Here is an 18,330-nt window from a genome sequence, read left to right on the forward strand (position 1 = left end):
CCGACCGGGCGACAGGTGAACAGATCCCGTGCGATCAGTACTAGGTTGTGCGGCATGAGCAATCTCGATCGGCAGGCGGCCCTCTCCGTCTGCGGCGGCCGCGGCTTCGTCGCGGCCGAGCCGGTACGCGAGCTCCTCAGTCCCCGCAGGGTGCAGCTCGGCGAATCGACCGAGGTACGCCGGCTGCTGCCCAACCTGGGCCGCCGCATGGTCGGCGCCTGGGCGTTCGTGGACCACTACGGGCCCGACGACATCGCCGACGAGCCGGGGATGCAGGTCCCGCCGCACCCGCACATGGGCCTCCAGACCGTGAGCTGGCTGCACGAGGGAGAGGTACTGCACCGGGACAGCACGGGGAGCCTGCAGACGGTGCGCCCGGGTGAGCTGGGACTCATGACCTCGGGGCGGGCGATCAGCCACTCGGAGGAAAGCCCCGCAGCACACGCCCGCTATCTGCACGGCGCGCAGCTCTGGGTCGCACTGCCGGAGGCCCACCGCACGGTCGAGCCGCACTTCCAGCACCACGCGGACCTGCCGACGGTGCGGGCCCCGGGTTTCACGGCCACGGTCATCCTGGGCGAACTCGACGGAGCCCTCTCCCCCGGCACCACGTACAGCCCGCTGATCGGCGCCGACCTGTCCCTCACGGCAGGAGCGGAGACGGCCCTGCCGCTGGACCCGGACTTCGAGTACGCGGTACTGGCGATGTCGGGCGAGGCATCCGTGGACGGCGTACCGGTCGAGCCCGGCTCGATGCTCTGTCTCGGCTGCGGCCGCACCGAACTCCCCCTTCGCGCGGGGTCGGACGCGGGCCTGATGCTGCTGGGCGGCGAGCCGTTCGCGGAGGAGATCGTCATGTGGTGGAACTTCATCGGCCGGTCCGACGAAGACATCCGACAGGCACGCGCGGACTGGACGGCAGGAACTCGCTTCGGCGAGGTAAAGGGCTACGACGGGTCTCCCCTGTCCGCCCCCGAACTGCCCCCGGTGGCCCTGAAGCCACGGGGACGGGTGCGCTGACCCGCATACATCCCGAAAAAGCCGGACCAACACCGACCGCCGAACTCCGGCAACAGCACGAGGCTGTCGATGACTGCCTCCACGCTTGCCTTGGCCTGCGAGTGGGGGGGCGCCAGGCAGGTTCTCCACGATCGCGGCGTCCCACCCGATCGCCATATCGCCATCGACCACCCACGGGTCCTGCTGAGCCAGCAGGCGAATCCTCCGCTCCAACGGTGAAACTCGAACGGCTCGTCGACATCGTGGACCTGAAGGGCGAGGTGGTACCCGAAGAGCAGCACCGCCAGCTCCTCCAACGAACCTTTACGCACCTATGCGTTCGGCCGTTGCCGCACGGTTTCCAGCAGGTCATAAACGTCCCACCAGTCTTCGACAGGACGCACCGTCGACCGTCCACCGCGACACGGGTCGGGCAGCAGCCTGTCGAGACCTACTCCTCGCGAAGGAACGCCTGCAGATCCGCCGCTACGGCCGTCATTCCTTCGCCGGCCTCGATCACAGTCATGGCGGTGCAGGTCCAGTCGCCGGGAAAGAGGCCCGGATCGCAGGGTCCGACCCAGATACACATGGCCACCTGAGCCGAACATCGCTGTCACGACCAGGTTGTTGTTGTCCCAGACCCGTTCGCCCTCCCAACGCGGAAAGCGCGCGCGAGGCCATCTCGTACAGTCGGTGCCAGTGCCCAGGGTCGTCCGCTTCACTGAGTGCAGGTATGGGCCCGGTCCAGGCGGGCGATGCAGCGGTGACCGGCCCCCTCACCGTGGTAAGCGGCCCACCGGACCAGTAAGAGGCGGTTACCCCATTCGGATAGCCGCCCCTTCCTTCGGGCCGTCCCAACTCCGTACCCGGCTCGACGACGACCGGTGCGGTGATCAGCGAGCTCGAAGCCATCGCCGACAGCGTCCGCCATCTGCCGTCCGGGGCGGAGTCGGTCCCGGTCCTTGCAGTTGGCGCGTTGAGCGGTTGTTAGCAGTACACCCAGATGTTGGTGGCGAGGTTGGTGGGGTCCAGCCCCCGGGAAGTCCACGCATCGACCCGATCCCAGCGGTCGTCTCGGTACGTAACGATGAAGTGGTTGCCGTGGGCGGTGGCAGAGTCGTAGTAGTCGTTGATCTGGTGGGATCCGCAGCCGACCACGTTCCAGACCGCCCCACCCGGGCCCCGGCGTGAGCCGGAGAGCTGGATACATGCCCGTCCGTCGTCGCACCCCCAGGCCCAGTACCCCCCGCCGTCAGCAGCGGCCGGGCTGCCTGCGGAGATGACTATGGTTGCTGCAGTTGTTGCCAGGGCGGCGGCGCATGCGGTGAACCGGCCAGGAGATCGCATCTGTGTCTTCCTCATTTCTCCGGACAGCTGCGTGGCGGGGTCCCGCCGCAGCTGGCGTGATGACGTGTCAAGTGTGAGCCGCACGCCGCGGGGCAGGGCACCGAACCGGGACGGGAGGGACAGAGGTCTCCCTAGCAGGGGATGAACACCTCGGTCACCAGGTTGGAGGCGTCCAGTCCACGGCCGGTCCAGGCGTCCACGCGGTCCCAGCGGTTGTCCAGGTAGGTGACAATGAAGGTGTTTCCGTGCGCGAGGCCGGCGTCGTAGTAGTCGTTGATGGGATGACGCCCGCAGCCGATCATGTTCCAGTACGCGCCACCCGGGCCCTGCCGTAGGCCCGACAGGTGCAGGCATGCCCGCCCGTAGTCGCACTGGGTGGCCCAGTAGCCGCCCTCGCCGGCCTGCGCGGTGCCGCTGGCTGCCAGTCCGAACCCGGCAAGCATGGCACCAGCGGCAAGAACGGTAACGATCCTGCGCAGCATGACCTCTCCCCTGCTTCTGTTCCTTCCCCGCGACCGCGGGGCACGACGAGCTTCGTTCGGCGCTGGTACTCCTCACAAGAGCTTGAATGCACATCCCACCCCCGTGCTCACCCGCCTCGCAGCGGCGGACGCATGCTCAGCCCACTCTCCTTGAGGCCCCACCCGAACAAATTGACGTTGGCTGATGAGAGATAAGCGGGCAGGACAGCAGTAGGCCAGACAACTGAACCGCCAGCAACACACATCCTCCGGTTGTCTACTGAGACGTCATCTCATTTAGTGAGCCTGCGATAGCAGATGAGGGTGCAGGCGATGCTGGTGAAGGCGAAGAAGTGGTCGGCCTTGCGTTCGTAGCGTCGATGGAGACGGCGGCAGCCGGCGAGCCGGGCCATCGTCCGCTCCACGGTCCAGCGATGGCGGCCCAGCCTCTGTGAGGGCTCGGCTCCCTTGCGGGCGATGCGGTGGGTGATGCCGCGATCCCGTAACCACCGCCGCAGGTGGGCGTAGTCGTAGCCCTCGTCGGCGTGGAGTTTGCCGGGATTGCGCGCCGACGGCCGCGGCGCGAGCAAATCGGCGGAATCCCCTTCCCGAGCGGGATCAGGGCCTGGCTGTCGTGCAGGTCGGCCCCGGAGATGCCGACGGACGGGCCGAACGACGCCGAAGGCAGCTGCTGCCAGGTACAACCCGACGTGGCCACGAAGACGATCGCGACCAGCATCTCCCGGTCACCGTGCCGACGCCGACTGCCCCACCCTGCGGAGACGACGGTGCCTCCGGCACCACCTGCTGAAACAACTCCCACAACTCGTCCGGCACCAGCCGCTCAACGATCCCCACCATGCCTCACAGAATGGCGAGTCACCCAACTCCCGCACTGCCAAAGGCCGTAGACCTGGCTGCTCACATATCGGAAGGGCAGACAGAATGGGAATCATGGATGCCGGACTTGCTGCACTGCTCGGGGCCGCCGTAGGTTCCCTCGCCACCATCGGCGCGGCGTGGGTGAACGGACGCGCAACCGCACGCTCGCAGTTCGATCAGTGGCGCAGGCAGCAGCGCCGGGACACCTACGCGAACTACCTCGGTGCTCTTCATGACCGGGACATCGCCATGGACGCGGTGTTGGGTGCGCTCCGGCCGGAGACTCCTGACCTGCGGGACGTGGAGGAGAAGGTCCACCGCTTCGTCGCATTGGCCCGTGAGGTCCACCGTGCCGCGGAAGTCGTCATCCTTGAAGGTCCGCTTCCCACGGTGGAAACGGCCGACCGTGTGGCGCACGCATCCGGTGACCTCTCCAGCGTCATGCACCGGATGGTGCAGAACGCCCTTGCAGGGGACTCCTCCCAGAAGACGGTGGATGCCGCTTCCGCCGCCGAACGAGAGCGCGCCCTCTACGAGGCCGTGAAGGACTTCCGCGTATCAGCCAGCGATGTCCTCGGCAGCGCGAACTGACCGGCCCCGTCGGCCCGTCAGTGCGCCTCGTCACGGAACTGCAGCGCCACGGCCTGCCTGGCTCCGGACCCACACGCAGCGTGGGCCCGGAGCCAGGCTGGTCAGGCGAACGGACCGCCGTCCGCAAAGGCGTGTGCGGCGAAACGCTTGCCCATACGGCGGTACGCGGCGGCGTTGGGATGCAGGCCATCGGGCAGGTCGGCCACCTCGTCGGGCCCGAGCAGTTCGCGTCCGTCGAGATAGCGCAGATGGGGATCGTTCGCCCGCCGGGCCGCCACGATCCGGGCCAGCTCTGCACGTACCAGAGTCAGCGACAAAGCCCCGGCGGTCACGTCCGCCGGGTCACCCAGGGCCGTGATCCTCCCGTCCGCACCCATCGCACCCGGACCCGGACGCTCCTCGAACGTCGGACAGCTGACCGGGGAGATCAGCAGCAGCGGGGTCTCCGGGTGCCCCTCGCGGATCGTGTCGAGAAATCCATGCACCGCCGGGCCGAACGACCGCTGCCGAAAGGCGGCCAGGCCCACGATGTTGATTCCCACCTTGAGGCTGATCAGGTCGGCCGGAAGATCGCGGATCGTCCGGGCGACATAGGGATCCAGCATCTCGTTGCCCGCCTGGCCGAGATTGATCACCTCCACTCCCCCGAGCGTTGCCGCCACCACCGGCCAGGTGCCGGTCGGGCCATCGGCCTCCAGGCAGTGGCTGATGGAACTGCCGTAGTGCACCCATCTGCGTCGCCCGTCCGGCAGCGGCGCCAACACCTTGCCGTCGGCCCGCAGGTCCACCAGTTCTGTGGGGGTCTGCTGCGGCAGCCACAGCTCGACCTGCTTCATGCCGGCCGGCAGCCCGCCGAACCTGACAGTCCCCGGTTCACCCGGGATCAGTCGCTGCTCGGCCCCGGGGCCCGCCATCCGCAACACATTGCCCAGCGGCGCCTGCTGCCGCCCGAACAGCACGCCGTCCACCAGGAGTTCCATCATCCCGGTCGGGCGGGGTCGAGGTTCGGTGTCGAGCTGCCCCGTGGACGTGAGGACGTCCAACTCCACCTCGCGCGCGTCGGTACGGAACACCAGCCGCACCCCAGAGGGCATCAGGGTCACCCCGTAGACCGAGGGATCCTGGTACTGCACCTTGGTCCACGCCGGCAGCCGACGCGGCATCACCCCCGCCTCCGTGGTCTCCAGATCCAGTGCACCCCGTAACTCCACTGGCCCACCGACCAGCGGCACCGCCTTCATTCCCACCGTCACCGCTCTGCCCCTTACGTCACCTGATGGGCCGCCCGGCATAACCATGCCTGGCACCGGCACACCAACCAGTGGGGGATCAACCACGACCAACGCCCCCTTCGCAGCCTAGTGCTGCAACCGCATCTGGAGGCTGTGGCCTCGGCGTTCGCACGGGGAACGGTGGGCTCGTGCCGGGCTGCCTCTGCCCCTATTGCGGCTTCTGCGGCGCGGGTGCCGATCCGGCGGTTCTCCCGGCGGCCCCGGTGCCGGTATACGCCGCCGGACGACCTGCTGCCCCCTTGCAGGAAACCGGTGTCATCACAGATCAGGACACCGTCGGGGTCACCGATCGTCTCCACGACGAAGCCCCGAACGTCGTCGCGGACCGCGTCCTCGTCCCAGACGGAGAGATTGAGCAGACGCTGGGCACCATCGGAGCAGAGCTGCCCAATCTGAGCAGTGTGAACGGCCAAGCCAGTCGTTCCAGTGTGGTGAGTAGATGTTCTGCCGTTGGCACGCCGTCAACTCTCGCAGTCTCCGGCCCTGTCGGTACCCATTTCCTCAGCCCATCGTCGGCTCCAGGCGTTCAATGGGCTGAGCGCCTCAACGAGATCCTCGCCAAGCCGGGTGAGGTGATAGGCGTCGCCGTGCAGAGTGAGCACGCGGGCGCCGGTCAGCTCGCCCAGCCGGGTGCTGAGCACGCTCGATGACATGCGTTCACAACGGCGCTGCAACTCCCGAAAGCCTGCCGGGGCTTGGCTCAGTTCCCACAGAATACGCAGCGTCCAGCGCCGCCCGAGCAGATCGAGTGCAGCCATGACCGGGCGCCCCGAATGGGACCCTCGTACCGGTGAGCCCGGTCGAGGCGTTCTGGCTTCCATACCCACTCCTTGCGCTTCGACTTTCGAAGCATCATAGTGATTCGAAAATCGAAGCAGGAGGTGCCTATGCCACGCATCGAACCGCTCACCCCGCCATACCCCGCACCCATCGATCAGGCACTGCGCCGATGGATGCCTCCCGGTGTGACACACGAACCGCTCGCACTGTTCCGGGTACTGCACCGCAACCCGGAACTGGCCTCACGCATGTTCTCCCTGGGAGCCGGCCTGCTGGGCCACGGACTTCTTCCCGCCGTCGACCGCGAGATCGTCATCGCCCGCGTGACCGCACGCACCGGCTGCGCCTACGAATGGGGCGCACACGCCGCGACCCTCGCCCAGCAGGCCGGACTGACCCAGGAACAGCTCCAGGCCACAGCCGACATCGACACAGCGGCCAACACCGCGTGGCCGCCTCGCCATGCGGCACTACTCAAGGCCGTGGACGAACTGCACGACACAGCACACCTCTCACAACCCGCCTGTGAGGTTCCCCCGGCCTGCGGGAGATGCTGATCAGCTGGTCAGGTGGGGTTGACGGGGTTTCAGGTTCGTTCGTTCGGCCGTTGCCTGGTTGGCGTAGTGCTTCTCCTCGAACTCGATCGGACTGAGGTAGCCGAGCCGCTTCTGGATGCGCCGGGAGTTGTAGAACCCATCGATGTACTCGAACAGTGCCAGGTTCGCCTCGGCCCGGGTCGCGAAGACGCGGCCGCGGATGCACTCCGTCTTGGTGATCATCCACAGGTTCTCCGCGAGGGCGTTATCGTACGAGTCCCCGACGGAGCCCATGGACGCCTGGACTCCCGCCCGCAGCAGGCGGGTTGTGAGCTTGATCGACGTATATTGACAGCCGTGATCCGCGTGATGAATGAGCTGTCCGGGCTCGACCTCGCGGGAAGCGAGGGCGTACTCGAGGGTGGACAGCACCAGGTCGGCGTCCGCGCGGGCGGAGGTCTCCCAGGCCACCACCCGGCGGGAGAACGCGTCCCGGATCGCGGACAGCCACAGGGGCCCCTCTGCCGTGGGGATCATCGTGAGGTCGGTGACCCACAGCCGGTTCGGCGCGGGGGCCGTGAACTCGCGTTCGACCAGGTCCGGGGCGAGTCTGGCACCTGGATCACGGCGGGTGAAACCCTTGCGCCGCGGGCTGATACCCACGATGTCGGCCTCGCGCATCAGGCGCTCGATCCGTTTGCGGCCCACGTGTACGCCTTCGCGCTTCAGGGTCGCATGGACGCGCGGTGAGCCGTAGATCCCGCCGGAATCGGCGTGGATCTGCTTGACCTGCTCGGTCAGCTCGGCGTCCCGGCGCACGCGTTCGCACGGCTCGCGCTCCGCGCGGCGCCAGCGGTAGTAGGTGGAAGAGGCGATGTGTAGTTCCCGAAGTACGCACTCGACTCCCAGGCGTGGATGCTCCCTGAGGAGCGTGGTCACCTGGGCCGGGTCGGGTCGAGTTGCGCCGCGAAAAACGCCGAGGCCGTCCGCAGGACATCATTCGCCCGCTTGAGCTGGGCATTCTCCTTGCGCAGGGCCACCAGCTCGGCGTGTTCGTCGGTGCTCAGCCGGTCATCACGCTCGCCGGCGTCCGCCTCGGCCTGCCGGATCCAGCCGCGCAGAGCCTCGGGATGGACGCCGAGGTCGACGGCGAGTTTCTTGATCTGCGGTTTCGGATCCGAGGTGCGATACATCCGCACCGCTCGCTCACGCAACTCGAGCGAGTATTTCCTGGGAGCGGCCATGGTCGATGTTCCTCTCATGAGTCCCACCTGACCCTCTGTCACCGACCTCCGCATCTCGGGGGAACCTCACTGGGATTCCCTGGGCGCCCACTACGAAGACGCACAACTCCTGGAATTGCTGGTGTTGGCCGGCTGGTACCGAACCATCAGCTACCTGGCCAACGGGCTTCTCCTGGACGAGGAGCCCTGGGGCGTCCCGTTCCCGGCACGGTGAGCCCTTCAACTTCATGCTGAACTGGCCAGATGTAGAGCAAGGAGAGCTTGGGCTGGGCATCGTTCACGACATCGTCCTACCTCAACAGCACACCGCCATCAGCCTTCCTCGCGAACCGCCTCTGGAATGCCCGGTGATCCGTCACCGCGGCCGATCAATCCGAGGGGCTACGCGAAACCTGGCACGCTCGTCCAAACACAGGAGGTTTCCATGGCCAAGGGCTACTGGGTCAGCGCCTACCGCACCATTTCCGACCCCGAGAAGCTAGCCGCCTACAACAAGCTGGCCGGTCCGGCCGTCCAGGCCGGGGGCGGGCGGACGCTCGCCCGCGGCGGTCGGGTCGTCGCCCACGACGCCGGAATCGCCGAGCGCACCGTCCTGGTCGAGTTCGACACCTTTGAACAGGCGGTCGCAGCACACGAGAGCGCGGCCTACCAGGAGGCGCTGGCCGCCCTTTCCGACGGCGTCGAGCGTGACTTCCGCATCATCGAAGGCGTCGACTGACCGGCGCACTGACGTTCAGGCCGGCCTGGCGGCCCCGCTGGCCCCGTCCGCAGACCTCACGCCCGTCCGAAGCGAACCGTGAACCGGTACTCGTACGACAGATCGGCCAAGCGAGCACACGGATCTGATGACCAGCGGCACGTCCAGCATCTATTTGTTGTGCGACCCGTCGGGGCTACTTTCGCAGAAGGCCCGTGACCGGCAGGAATGCCGGTCACGGGCCTTCTGTGCGCTCTCCAGTGTGCACGCGAGTATGCATGCACAAGTGCCCGAGAAGACCTCACTCACACTTCTGTCCACCATTGCGGGACAAGCCTTAGCCTCGTTGCCGGGCCTCCATCGTCACCGCCAGTGCGAAAAGCAACTGCCTGTCGACGGCGTCCTCGTGCACGGTCAGGCGATACCAGTCGTCGAACACCTTGGGCTTGTCGATACTGAACACCGGCTCGCCGTCCCGCGTGAAGTCGAAGTGGTATTTCACCAAGGCCCCGGCGATCTCTCCGGCCGTGTCGAAGAGCGTCAGCAGCCGCCGGGCCCGCGCAGTCGCGACGCTGCGCTCCCTTCCGACGAACCTACCGAGGCCGGGTTGCTCGAACTCCCAGGTCGTACGGTCGACCGACTTCTTCGGCAGTACCGCGAATGAGCCCAGCAGACGACCCTCATGATCGAACGCCTCGTAGCCGGTCAGTGCGGCGAGCCAGCCTTTCGAGCTCTCCCGGACGGTCACCAGCTTCTCGCTGCGCCGCTCGTCGGCATAGATGTCCAGCTCGTCGGACATTTTCAGCTGCTTCTCGGCGTAGCCGAGCGGCTTGCCCGGATTCCCCCCTTCCCATCGTCGGCGGAGATCCGGTACTTGCGCTTGAGACCGAGCGAGGTCTTGCGTACGTGGTAAATCGAAGTCGGCACGCTTCACAGGGTATTCGTCCCTGCTACGACGCCGATGCCGACAAACGGCTTTCCGCCAGCCCACGGCCGTTGAAGAAGCCTGGGCGACAGCGTGCGGGGCCACCAAGCTCGCGGCAAGATCATTTTCCCCCTGCCCGCGCCCGGGGCCGATCTGCGTCCTCGGTGAGAGACGGCTCAGGACGGTATCCACGGCAGGATCCTCGCCATGGCGGCCGCTGACCAGCCGCATCCACGCACGAAACCTCGACCTATCGCACGACCCGGTCCGCCGCTGTTGTGGGTCCTCAACGAGACACAACGGCAGGTCGTTTCTGCGAGCGAGCCGGCTATGTCACTGACGGCGCGGTACAGGCTGACGAAATGTGAGGGTGGGCCTGGCGAGGGTCGCCGCCATTCCACCGTGGCCACTGACACGGCAGGGCTCGCGCCGCATGTACTGGCAGCCCTCAGCAGCTCGCGCTTGTCGGAGAAGTGCCGGAAGAAGGTGCTCTTGGTGACACCGGCGCGCTCGGCGATCCGCGTCACCGTGGTGGCGTCGTACCCCTGCTCGGTGAACAGGTCGACGGCCGCAACGACGAGTCGCTAGGTCGCCCCGGCTGCCATATAGCCATGCGACCAGGACCGGTGATGGGACACCTGTCCCGTCACCGTGTAGGGTCAGTGATGGGACAACAGTCCCATCACTTTCAGGGAGAGCTCATGCATGTCTTCGTCACCGGCGGTACCGGCACCATCGGCTCCGCCGTCGTCGCCGAACTCCTCGGCAACGGCCACACCGTTCTCGCACTGGCTCGCTCGGACGGCTCCGCGCAGGTCCTTGAAAGTGCTGGTGCCAAGGTGCTGCGAGGAAATCTGGCGGACCTCGACGTCCTGCGGTCCGGCGCAGCGCAGTGCGACGGCGTGATCAGTCTGGCGTTCGGACGCGACTACAGCAGTCCGGACGCTCTCGCGCGGGCCATCACCGAGGAGAGCGCCGCTCTTGCCACGCTGGGGCAGGAACTCATCGGAAGCGACCGCCCGATCGTCACGGTCTCCGGGACGCCCTGGGTGCCGGGACGCGCCTCCACCGAGGCCGATCCGCTGCCGACCGACGGACCGGTGGGCGGTCGGGGCCGTTCGGTCAATGCACTGCTGGACCTCGCCTCGCGCGGTGTGCGCAGCACGGCTGTCCGCATGCCGCGCACGGTCCACAACGAGGGCCAGGGCGGATTCGCCGGCCTGTTGACCGATCAAGCGCGCCGCACCGGGGTGGCCGGCTACCCGGGCGACGGCACCCAGCGCTGGCCGGCCGTGCACGCGCTCGACGCAGCCGTCCTGTTCCGGCTGGCCCTTGAGTCCGCACCGGCCGGGACGGCCTGGCACGCCGTCGGCGACGAGGGCGACGCGGTGCGGGACATCGCCACAGTCATCGGCCGACGGCTGGGCCTGCCGGTCGAGGAGGTTCCGCAGGAGAACTTCGGCCCGTTCGGCCCGATCTTCGCCATGGACCAGCCGGCGTCCAGCGCCCACACCCGCGATGCCCTCGGGTGGCAGCCGACCCACTCCAGCCTCCTCGGTGACCTGGAAACCATTCAGCCCTGACGCCCACCGGTTCCAGGGGACCGGACGGGGCCGGCTCAATGGGTCACTGGCAATGGGCCAGTACGCCCGGAACCGGTACCGGGACACTCCAATTCGCCGTGGGCGACTGCCTGCTGAGCGGATCCCTCAGCGCTTGACTTCGAGGTTCGTCAGAACGAGCAGGGCGCGCGGGAGGCAGGTGGCGCGGACCGGGTCGGTGCGGAGTTCGGTGAGGATCCGCCAAATTCTTGAGGTGGGCGAAGCTGTGCTCGACCGGTGCGCGTCTGTTGGCGAGGACCTGGTTGGCGGGCTTCTGGCCTGGGGGGGGTGCCTCTATGTCTTTCGTCAAGGCACCCTTGTCGGGTTTGGGGTGGTTCAGGGTTGCTGGGGTTATGCGGCGAGTTCGATGTTCTTCGGTGTCCGGGGTTCGTAGAAGGTGCCGTCGCGGAGCATGGCGAACAGGACGCTGATGCGTTGGCGGGCGAGGCGGAGGAGGGCCTGGGTGTGGGTCTTGCCGCGGGCGCGTTGCTTGTCGTAGTAGGCGCGGGAGGCCGGATCGGCGTTCATGCAGGCGAAGGCGGAGAGGAACATCGCGCGTTTGAGTTGCCGGTTTCCGCCTCGGGGTGCGTGTTCGCCGTGGATCGAGGTGCCGGACTGCTTGGTGGTGGGGGCGAGTCCGGCGTAGGAGGCGAGGTGGGCGGCGGTGGGGAAGCTGGTGCCGTCGCCGACGGTGACCAGCAGGACTGCGGCGGTCCTGACGCCGACGCCGGGCATCGACGTCAGGACCGGGGAAAGAGGGTGAGCCTCCAGCAGGGTGTTGATCTGGGCTTCCGTCGCCCGGCGCTGGGTGTGGACGGCGGTCAGGGAGGCGGCCAGAGAAGGGATGACGATGTCGAGGGTGCCGGTGCCGGGGACCACGACGGTCTGTTCGTCGAGGGCGTCGAAGACGTCGTCGATCAGTCGCTGTGCCATGCGGGGGCTTTGGGGCGGATCAGTTCCACGAGTCTGCGTCGGCCGGCGTTGCGCAGGGCGGCCGGGGATCCGTAGCGCTCCAGGAGCCAGGTGACGGCCTGGTGGTCGAGGCGGGGACCCAGAACGCGCTCCAGGCTGGGGTGGAACTGGGTGAGCAGGCCGCGTATCCGGTTGGACGTGCGGGTGGCCTCGGCGGCGAGGTCCTGGTCGAAGCCGACAAGGACCGTGAGTTCGGCGGTGATCTCGTCGGTCAGCTCCAGCGAGCGCAGGGTGTGCGGCATGGTGCGGGCCGCGTCCGCGATCACGGCGGCGTCTTTCGCGTCGGTCTTCGCCTCGCCCGGGTAGAGGTCGGCGATCCGCCGCATGGCCAGGCCGGGCAGGTAGGCGACGCGGCAGCCCGCGTCCCTCGCGACGGTCAGCGGCAGGGCGCCGATGGAAGCGGGCTGGTCGACAACGACGAGGACGGTGCCGAACTTCGCGGCCAGTTTGTCGAACACGGCCCGCAGCCTGGGTTCGCTGTTGGGCAGGGGCTTGTCGAAGACCTTCTTCCCGGCCGGGGTGAGTCCGTGGCCGTGATGGGCACTTTTGCCGACGTCCAGGCCCAGGAATACGCCGACATTTTCAATCTCGGACATCGTGCCCTTTCCGGGGTGTTGACGGTGCCGGCCTCGGCTTGGGTGTCGTGCTCGCGCATCCACGTTATGCAGACCTGCCGCCCGCGAACTGTCCGGCATTGCGCCGGGCCGGACGGTGGCCGGACCTCTGATCAGCGTCTCCGACGGACACCTCTCGGGCCCGGTGAACACCACCCCCCAGGTCATGCCTTCGACAGGGGGCAACAGTCATGCCGGGCCCGGAGGCCAGCGGCCCCATTGCAGGACCACGAAAAACATAACGGGGGGGTGCCTCTATGTCTTTCGTCAAGGCACCCTTGTCGGGTTTGGGGTGGTTCAGGGTTGCTGGGGTTATGCGGCGAGTTCGATGTTCTTCGGTGTCCGCGATTCGTAGAAGGTGCCGTCGCGGAGCATGGCGAACAGGACGCTGATGCGTTGGCGGGCGAGGCGGAGGAGGGCCTGGGTGTGGGTCTTGCCGCGGGCGCGTTGCTTGTCGTAGTAGGCGCGGGAGGCCGGATCGGCGTTCATGCAGGCGAAGGCGGAGAGGAACATCGCGCGTTTGAGCTGCCGGTTTCCGCCTCGGGGTGCGTGTTCGCCGTGGATCGAGGTGCCTGATGACTTCGTCGTCGGCGCGAGGCCTGCGTAGGAGGCGAGGTGGGCGGCTGTGGGGAAGCTGGTGCCGTCGCCGACGGTGGTCAGCAGGACTGCGGCGGTCCTGACGCCGACTCCCGGCATCGAGGTCAGGACCGGGGAAAGAGGGTGGGCCTCCAGCAGGGCGTTGATCTGGGCTTCCATCGCCCTGCGCTGGGTGTGCACGGCGGTCAGGGAAGCGGCCAGGGAAGGGACGACGATATCCAGGGTGCCAGTGCCGGGGACGACGACGGTCTGCTCGTCGAGCGCGTCGAAGACCTCGTCGATCAGTCGCTGTGCCATGCGGGGGGCTTTGGGGCGGATCAGTTCCACGAGTCTGCGGCGGCCTGCCTTGCGCAGGGCGGCCGGGGAGCCGTAGCGCTCCAGGAGCCAGGTGACGGCCTGGTGGTCCAGACGCGGTCCCAGGACGCGTTCGAGGCTGGGGTGGAACTGGGTGAGCAGGCCGCGTATCCGGTTGCTGGTGCGGGTGGCCTCGGCGGCGAGGTCCTGGTCGAAGCCGGTCAGCACGGTCAGTTCGGCGGTGATCTCGTCGGTCAGTTCCAGCGAGCGCAGGGTGTGCGGCATGGTCCGCGCGGCATCGGCGATGACGGCTGCGTCTTTGGCGTCGGTTTTGGCTTCGCCGGGGTAGAGGTCGGCGATCCGGCGCATGGCCAGGCCGGGCAGGTAAGCGACCTGGCAGCCGGCGTCGCGGGCGACGGTCAGTGGCAGGGCGCCGATGGAGGCGGGCTGGTCCACGATGACCAGGACAGTGCCGAACTTCACGGTCAGCCTGTCGAAGACGGCCCGCAGTTTCGGTTCGCTGTTGGGCAGCGGCTTGTCGAAGACCTTCTTCCCGGCCGGGGTCAGTCCGTGGCCGTGGTGAGCGGTTTTACCGACGTCCAGGCCGAGGAACACGCCCACGTCACCGATCTCGAACATCGTTCCCTTTCCGGGGTATTGACGGTGCCGGCCTCGGCTCGGGTGTCGTGCTCGCGCATCCACGTTATGCAGACCTGCCGCCCGCGAACTGTCCGGCATTGCGCCGGACCGGACGGTGGCCGGACCTCTGATCAGCGTCTCCGACGAACACCCCCCGGGCCCGGTGAACACCACCCCCCAGGTCATACCTTCGACAGGGGGACACAGCCATGCCGAGCCCGGAGGCCAGCGGCCCCATTGCAGGACCACGAAAAACATAACGGGGGGGGAGCTTGTGGGTGCGGGTGGCGTGGAAGCCGCAACGATCACAGGGTCGAGTACGTCGTTGTCCAGGCCGCGGAAGCCCAGGTCCGCCAGGTGGGGCGCCGCCTCAACTTCGACTGGCCCTCGCCTGCTTCCGACCAAGGAGCAGGGCCGGGTCGGCGAGATCACCATGACCGAGGCCAGCCTCACCTCCCCCGAACAGAGCCGCCGCGACACGCGACGTCGCCGCGGCCGGGAGGGCAGACAGCAGTTGGTGTCCCAGACCGGTGCCACGAGCGTGTGACCGTACTGCCCCCAGTGGTCCCGAAGCCCCGGGCGCGGGTGCGCCGATCTGCTGGCGCCTACGTCTCTTCACTACCACCGCTACAGCCCTCGTCGCGCTCCTCACGATCGCGACGAGGGCGGCGGGTCAGTGGCCGCCGCTGGGTATGTCGCAGCCGGAGTGGTCGGGGTAGCCGCCGAAGGCGTGAGCTTGCGTGGCGTCGCGGTTCAGGGTGCCGTCGACGCACAGCGGGGAGGCATTGACCTCGACGAGGAAACCGACCGCAGTGGGGCCGTTCTCGTGCGACTCCACGGTGTCGGCGGGATAGCCAAGGCCCGTGAGCGCGCTGCGGGTGCTTGCCGAGGTGAAGTCGCCGCTCTTGCGCAGCGGTTCCAGTGCCTTCTCGATACGTGCGACGGCCGCGAGTCCGTCGCAGCGACTCTGTCCGTACAGGGCGAAGGGGGTCCGGAACCCGTGGTTCTCGGCGTAGTGGTCGCCGGGTGCGGCCGAAGGCGAACTGCGCGCGGCTGTCGGTGTTGGCGTGGGTCTCTCACCGGGGCATCGGAAGTTCGCCGGTGTGCTCGGCCTCGATATTCCAGTCGGTGTGGGGTGGGTACTCCGGTACGCGTCGCCTGCGCTCTCCTGTTGCTGCGTTCCACAGCCTGCCGTCAGCAGGGCAAGCACCACCAGCGGCAGCATTCCCCGCTGTATCTTCGTCGCTCGGATCATCGTCATGTACCGATCATCGCCTAGTACTCCAGCCGTACTTCTCCATTAGTGCTGGTCAGCGGCTTGTGTGTGGGGATTGTAGTGGGGTGGATCGGAGTGCGGGGCGGTCTTAGCGGACCGTCCCGCGAACGTGTGACCACGCCGGATGTAGTGGCAGCGGCGGGCGCGTGCTTGGTGGAGGCGTCTCCAGTGCGACCACCTCACTGCGTGATCGCGTTGTGCAGGACAGCGTTGGGGTTCAACTGCCAGCAGACGGCGAATTTCGGCCGGGGTGAGGTCCACGAGGTCGGGTGTGTCGGCCGTGTCGCCCCTTTTTCACGTGCCTGGACGGCCATCGCCGCGAGGAAGGTATGCGCGAGCATGACGAGAGTGATGTGCCGGTACCAGCCGACATAGCGGCGGACTTCGTACTGGTCCAGCCCGCACTCGTTCTTCGCGCTCTGGAAGCACTCCTCGATCTTCCAACGGCAGCCCGCGATACGGGCCAGGTCCGCAACGGTGGCGTCCAACGGGGCACTGGCCAGGTAGTACGCGATCTCATCGGGCCTGGTGATGCTGCGGCGGGCGAGCATCCAGCGTTGCCGCGTAGGCTCGTCGCCGTCGAACTCCCAGACGGCCGGCAGTCGGGCCGCCGCCCAGTCGTAGAGGCGCGGTCCTTTGGCGCCGTCTCCGCAGGAGAGGCGTTGCCATGCCTCGGGCGGGGCCTGGCCGATGAGGTAGTCGATGCGCGGGCCGTGGACCTGCTGGGACTTGGGCACCGCCACGACGTAGGACAGCCCGGCGTCCTCCACAAAACGGCGGAAGCGGAAGTCCTGGCCGTAAGCGGAGTCCGCGGTGACCCAGGAGAAGACCAGCGGGGAACGCATGGCTCGAAGGATCATGGAGCGGGCGAGGTCGTTCTTGGTCGTGAAGTCGCGCTCGTCGGGGACCTGGGCCGTTCGGCAGCGTTCGCGGTCCTCGGTCCAGGACTTGGGCAGGTAGAGCTCGCGGTCGACCAGCGCGTGACCGCGGGTGGTGGCGTAGGCGGCGAAGACACCGATCTGGCAGTTTTCGGTGCGGCCTGCCGTTCCGGAGTATTGCCGTTGCACCCCGGCTGAGGTGGTGCCTTTCTTGATGAAGCCGGTGTCATCGATGATCAACACGCCATCTGAGGAACCGAGTTGTTCTGCCGCGTAAGACTGCAGGTCGTCGCGGAGGCGGTCGGCGTCCCAGCGGCTGCGGGCGAGGAAGTGCTGCAGCCCGTCCGGGGTGGCATGGCCGGCGTATTCGGCGAGTTGCCAGCCGTTCTTGCGACCTACCGGACCCAGCAGTCCTCGTACGTAGTCGCGTATCCGGCGCCGGGGTTCAATTCTTGCGAAGCAGGCTCCGGCCCGGAGGAACAGGTTCTCGAGTTCATGGCCCCAGGCGCTCGTGGGCACATCATTGATCACACCTGCGGACTGCTCGGTCCGCTGCCACTACATGCGGCGTGGTCACACGTTCGCGGGACGGTCCGCTAAGACCGCCCCGCACTCCGATCCACCCCACTACAATCCCCACACACAAGCCGCTGACCAGCACTAATGGAGAAGTACGGCTGGAGTACTAGGCCGTGTCTTCAAAGCTGTTTTAGGTGTTGAGGGATCATGTCGGTTGTGGTGCGTCGTCATGAGCTGTCGGATGCTGAGTGGGCTGTCCTGTCGCGGTTGTTGCCGAGTTCGGGGACGGCGGGGCGGCCGCGGTCGGATGACCGCGTGGTGCTGAACGGGATTGTGTGGAAGTTGCGCACGGGGTCGGCCTGGCGGGATGTGCCGGAACGCTACGGCTCCTGGCAGACGCTCTACACACGTTTCCGCAGGTGGGCACTGGATGGCACGTTCTCTCGCATGCTGCGGGCTCTGCAGGCGGAGAAAGATGCGGCCGGGGACATCGACTGGCTGGTGTCGGTCGATTCCACGATCGTGCGGGCCCATCAGCACGCCGCCGGCGGCAAAAAGGGGTCACCGAGGGGGACGAAGCGGGTGATCACGCCCTCGGCAGATCCCGAGGCGGACTGAGCACCAAGCTCCACCTGGCCTGCGACGGACACAGCCGCCCACTCGCCTTCGTTCTGACCGGCGGGAACGTCAACGACTGCACTCGCTTCGAGGAGGTCCTGGACGCCATCTGCGTTCCCCGCATCGGTCCAGGCCGGCCACGCACCCGGCCCGACCACGTCATCGCGGACAAGGGCTACAGCTCCCGTAAGATCCGCGCCTACCTGCGAAAGCGCGGCATCCGCCACACGATTCCCGAACGCATCGACCAGGCCAGCGGCCGCCTACGCCGAGGCTCACGTGGCGGCCGACCACCGCGTTTCAACAGGGAGGTCTACCGACTCCGCAACGTCGTCGAGCGCTGCTTCAACCGGCTCAAACAATGGCGCGGCCTGGCCACCCGCTACGACAAGACCCACGAGTCGTTCCAGGCCACCGTCACCATCGCCTCAATCCTGTTATGGATCTGACCTTTGAAGACACACCCTAGGCCGCGCCGGCCGTCGTGAGTCCTCCTCCCCACATCGGCGATACGTAAAAGGTCGCAACGCCCCGGCCGACAGACGTGAGTCATATGGTCGATGACCAG

Annotated in this window: 17 protein-coding genes and 6 pseudogenes; 7 read left to right on the forward strand and 16 right to left on the reverse strand. The window is 67.3% G+C overall.

Annotated features, from left to right (window positions below; genetic code table 11):
• Window positions 1-54 precede the first annotated feature (54 nt).
• Window positions 55-1,020 carry a pirin family protein gene (locus tag OG510_RS02415; protein WP_406134973.1) on the forward strand — a complete coding sequence of 322 codons (966 nt, stop codon included), beginning with the start codon at window positions 55-57 and terminating at the stop codon, window positions 1,018-1,020.
• 430 nt (window positions 1,021-1,450) lie between these two features.
• On the opposite strand, the gene OG510_RS02420 is transcribed toward OG510_RS02415, so the two are convergent.
• The 5 genes and pseudogenes from OG510_RS02420 to OG510_RS02440 all read right to left on the reverse strand — a co-directional run bounded on the left by OG510_RS02420 (window position 1,451) and on the right by OG510_RS02440 (window position 3,668).
• Window positions 1,451-1,588 carry a DUF6228 family protein gene (locus OG510_RS02420; protein WP_406134974.1) on the reverse strand — a complete coding sequence of 46 codons (138 nt, stop codon included), beginning with the start codon at window positions 1,586-1,588 and terminating at the stop codon, window positions 1,451-1,453.
• 19 nt (window positions 1,589-1,607) lie between these two features.
• A pseudogene (locus OG510_RS02425) lies at window positions 1,608-1,721 on the reverse strand (hypothetical protein); the annotation flags it as partial.
• Between the two features lie 265 nt (window positions 1,722-1,986).
• Window positions 1,987-2,346, reverse strand: coding sequence for a hypothetical protein (locus OG510_RS02430; RefSeq protein WP_406134975.1), 360 nt, complete (start codon window positions 2,344-2,346; stop codon window positions 1,987-1,989).
• 131 nt (window positions 2,347-2,477) lie between these two features.
• Complete coding sequence (locus OG510_RS02435) at window positions 2,478-2,828, reverse strand: hypothetical protein (RefSeq protein ID WP_406134976.1); 351 nt, start codon at window positions 2,826-2,828, stop codon at window positions 2,478-2,480.
• 272 nt (window positions 2,829-3,100) lie between these two features.
• Window positions 3,101-3,668: pseudogene (locus tag OG510_RS02440) on the reverse strand (transposase).
• A gap of 93 nt (window positions 3,669-3,761) precedes the next feature.
• Here OG510_RS02440 and OG510_RS02445 point away from each other — a divergent pair.
• A complete protein-coding gene (locus OG510_RS02445; protein ID WP_406134977.1) occupies window positions 3,762-4,280 on the forward strand; it encodes a proline dehydrogenase in 519 nt (172 codons plus the stop codon).
• Window positions 4,281-4,381: 101 nt separating this feature from the next.
• Here OG510_RS02445 and OG510_RS02450 read toward each other — a convergent pair whose 3' ends face one another.
• Genes OG510_RS02450 through OG510_RS02460 form a run of 3 tightly spaced genes read right to left on the reverse strand, consistent with a single transcriptional unit; the run spans window position 4,382 to window position 6,393 of the window.
• Window positions 4,382-5,521 carry a GDSL-type esterase/lipase family protein gene (locus OG510_RS02450; RefSeq protein ID WP_406142279.1) on the reverse strand — a complete coding sequence of 380 codons (1,140 nt, stop codon included), beginning with the start codon at window positions 5,519-5,521 and terminating at the stop codon, window positions 4,382-4,384.
• 23 nt (window positions 5,522-5,544) lie between these two features.
• Window positions 5,545-5,985: a transposase gene (locus tag OG510_RS02455; protein ID WP_406134978.1), complete on the reverse strand. Its 441-nt coding sequence runs from the start codon at window positions 5,983-5,985 to the stop codon at window positions 5,545-5,547.
• Window positions 5,986-6,033: 48 nt separating this feature from the next.
• Window positions 6,034-6,393 carry a winged helix-turn-helix transcriptional regulator gene (locus OG510_RS02460; protein ID WP_406134979.1) on the reverse strand — a complete coding sequence of 120 codons (360 nt, stop codon included), beginning with the start codon at window positions 6,391-6,393 and terminating at the stop codon, window positions 6,034-6,036.
• Window positions 6,394-6,459: 66 nt separating this feature from the next.
• Between OG510_RS02460 and OG510_RS02465 the strand changes: the two are divergent.
• Window positions 6,460-6,876 (forward strand): annotated as a pseudogene (locus tag OG510_RS02465) (carboxymuconolactone decarboxylase family protein); the annotation flags it as partial.
• Window positions 6,877-6,909: 33 nt separating this feature from the next.
• On the opposite strand, the gene OG510_RS02470 reads toward OG510_RS02465, so the two are convergent.
• Both OG510_RS02470 and OG510_RS02475 read right to left on the reverse strand, forming a co-directional pair.
• Window positions 6,910-7,827 (reverse strand): IS3 family transposase, encoded by a 918-nt coding sequence (locus OG510_RS02470; protein WP_406134980.1) that lies wholly within the window; start codon window positions 7,825-7,827, stop codon window positions 6,910-6,912.
• Window positions 7,824-8,132, reverse strand: a complete 309-nt coding sequence (locus tag OG510_RS02475; RefSeq protein WP_406134981.1) for a transposase — start codon at window positions 8,130-8,132, stop codon at window positions 7,824-7,826. Before OG510_RS02475 ends, OG510_RS02470 begins: the two co-directional genes overlap by 4 nt.
• A gap of 70 nt (window positions 8,133-8,202) precedes the next feature.
• Here OG510_RS02475 and OG510_RS02480 point away from each other — a divergent pair.
• Both OG510_RS02480 and OG510_RS02485 read left to right on the forward strand, forming a co-directional pair.
• Window positions 8,203-8,346 (forward strand): annotated as a pseudogene (locus tag OG510_RS02480) (carboxymuconolactone decarboxylase family protein); the annotation flags it as partial.
• A gap of 210 nt (window positions 8,347-8,556) precedes the next feature.
• Window positions 8,557-8,850, forward strand: a complete 294-nt coding sequence (locus OG510_RS02485; protein WP_406134982.1) for a DUF1330 domain-containing protein — start codon at window positions 8,557-8,559, stop codon at window positions 8,848-8,850.
• 316 nt (window positions 8,851-9,166) lie between these two features.
• Here the strand turns inward: OG510_RS02485 and OG510_RS02490 are convergent, their stop codons facing one another.
• A complete protein-coding gene (locus tag OG510_RS02490) occupies window positions 9,167-9,628 on the reverse strand; it encodes a hypothetical protein (RefSeq protein ID WP_406134983.1) in 462 nt (153 codons plus the stop codon).
• 569 nt (window positions 9,629-10,197) lie between these two features.
• Window positions 10,198-10,367, reverse strand: a pseudogene (locus OG510_RS02495) (helix-turn-helix domain-containing protein); the annotation flags it as partial.
• 88 nt (window positions 10,368-10,455) lie between these two features.
• On the opposite strand from OG510_RS02495, the gene OG510_RS02500 reads away from it, so the two are divergent.
• Window positions 10,456-11,337: an SDR family oxidoreductase gene (locus tag OG510_RS02500; protein ID WP_406134984.1), complete on the forward strand. Its 882-nt coding sequence runs from the start codon at window positions 10,456-10,458 to the stop codon at window positions 11,335-11,337.
• Between the two features lie 369 nt (window positions 11,338-11,706).
• On the opposite strand, the pseudogene OG510_RS02505 reads toward OG510_RS02500, so the two are convergent.
• From OG510_RS02505 to OG510_RS02520, 4 genes and pseudogenes are all read right to left on the reverse strand, one after another.
• Window positions 11,707-12,923 (reverse strand): annotated as a pseudogene (locus tag OG510_RS02505) (IS110 family transposase).
• A gap of 330 nt (window positions 12,924-13,253) precedes the next feature.
• On the reverse strand, window positions 13,254-14,471 hold the full coding sequence (locus OG510_RS02510; protein ID WP_406134985.1) for an IS110 family transposase: 1,218 nt from the start codon (window positions 14,469-14,471) through the stop codon (window positions 13,254-13,256).
• Window positions 14,472-15,144: 673 nt separating this feature from the next.
• The gene (locus OG510_RS02515; protein ID WP_406134986.1) at window positions 15,145-15,732 is read right to left on the reverse strand and encodes a hypothetical protein; all 588 of its coding nucleotides are present in this window, start codon (window positions 15,730-15,732) and stop codon (window positions 15,145-15,147) included.
• Between the two features lie 194 nt (window positions 15,733-15,926).
• On the reverse strand, window positions 15,927-17,144 hold the full coding sequence (locus tag OG510_RS02520; RefSeq protein ID WP_406142280.1) for an IS701 family transposase: 1,218 nt from the start codon (window positions 17,142-17,144) through the stop codon (window positions 15,927-15,929).
• Between the two features lie 207 nt (window positions 17,145-17,351).
• Between OG510_RS02520 and OG510_RS02525 the strand changes: the two genes are divergently transcribed.
• Window positions 17,352-18,211 (forward strand): IS5 family transposase gene (locus OG510_RS02525; protein ID WP_406134987.1). Its coding sequence is split into 2 segments (ribosomal slippage): window positions 17,352-17,711 and window positions 17,714-18,211, totalling 858 coding nucleotides; the frame shifts between segments, so codons are not numbered across the junction.
• The last annotated feature ends 119 nt before the right edge of the window (window positions 18,212-18,330 follow it).

The sequence above is a fragment of the Streptomyces sp. NBC_01089 genome (genome assembly GCF_045162975.1).
Classification (GTDB): domain Bacteria; phylum Actinomycetota; class Actinomycetes; order Streptomycetales; family Streptomycetaceae; genus Streptomyces.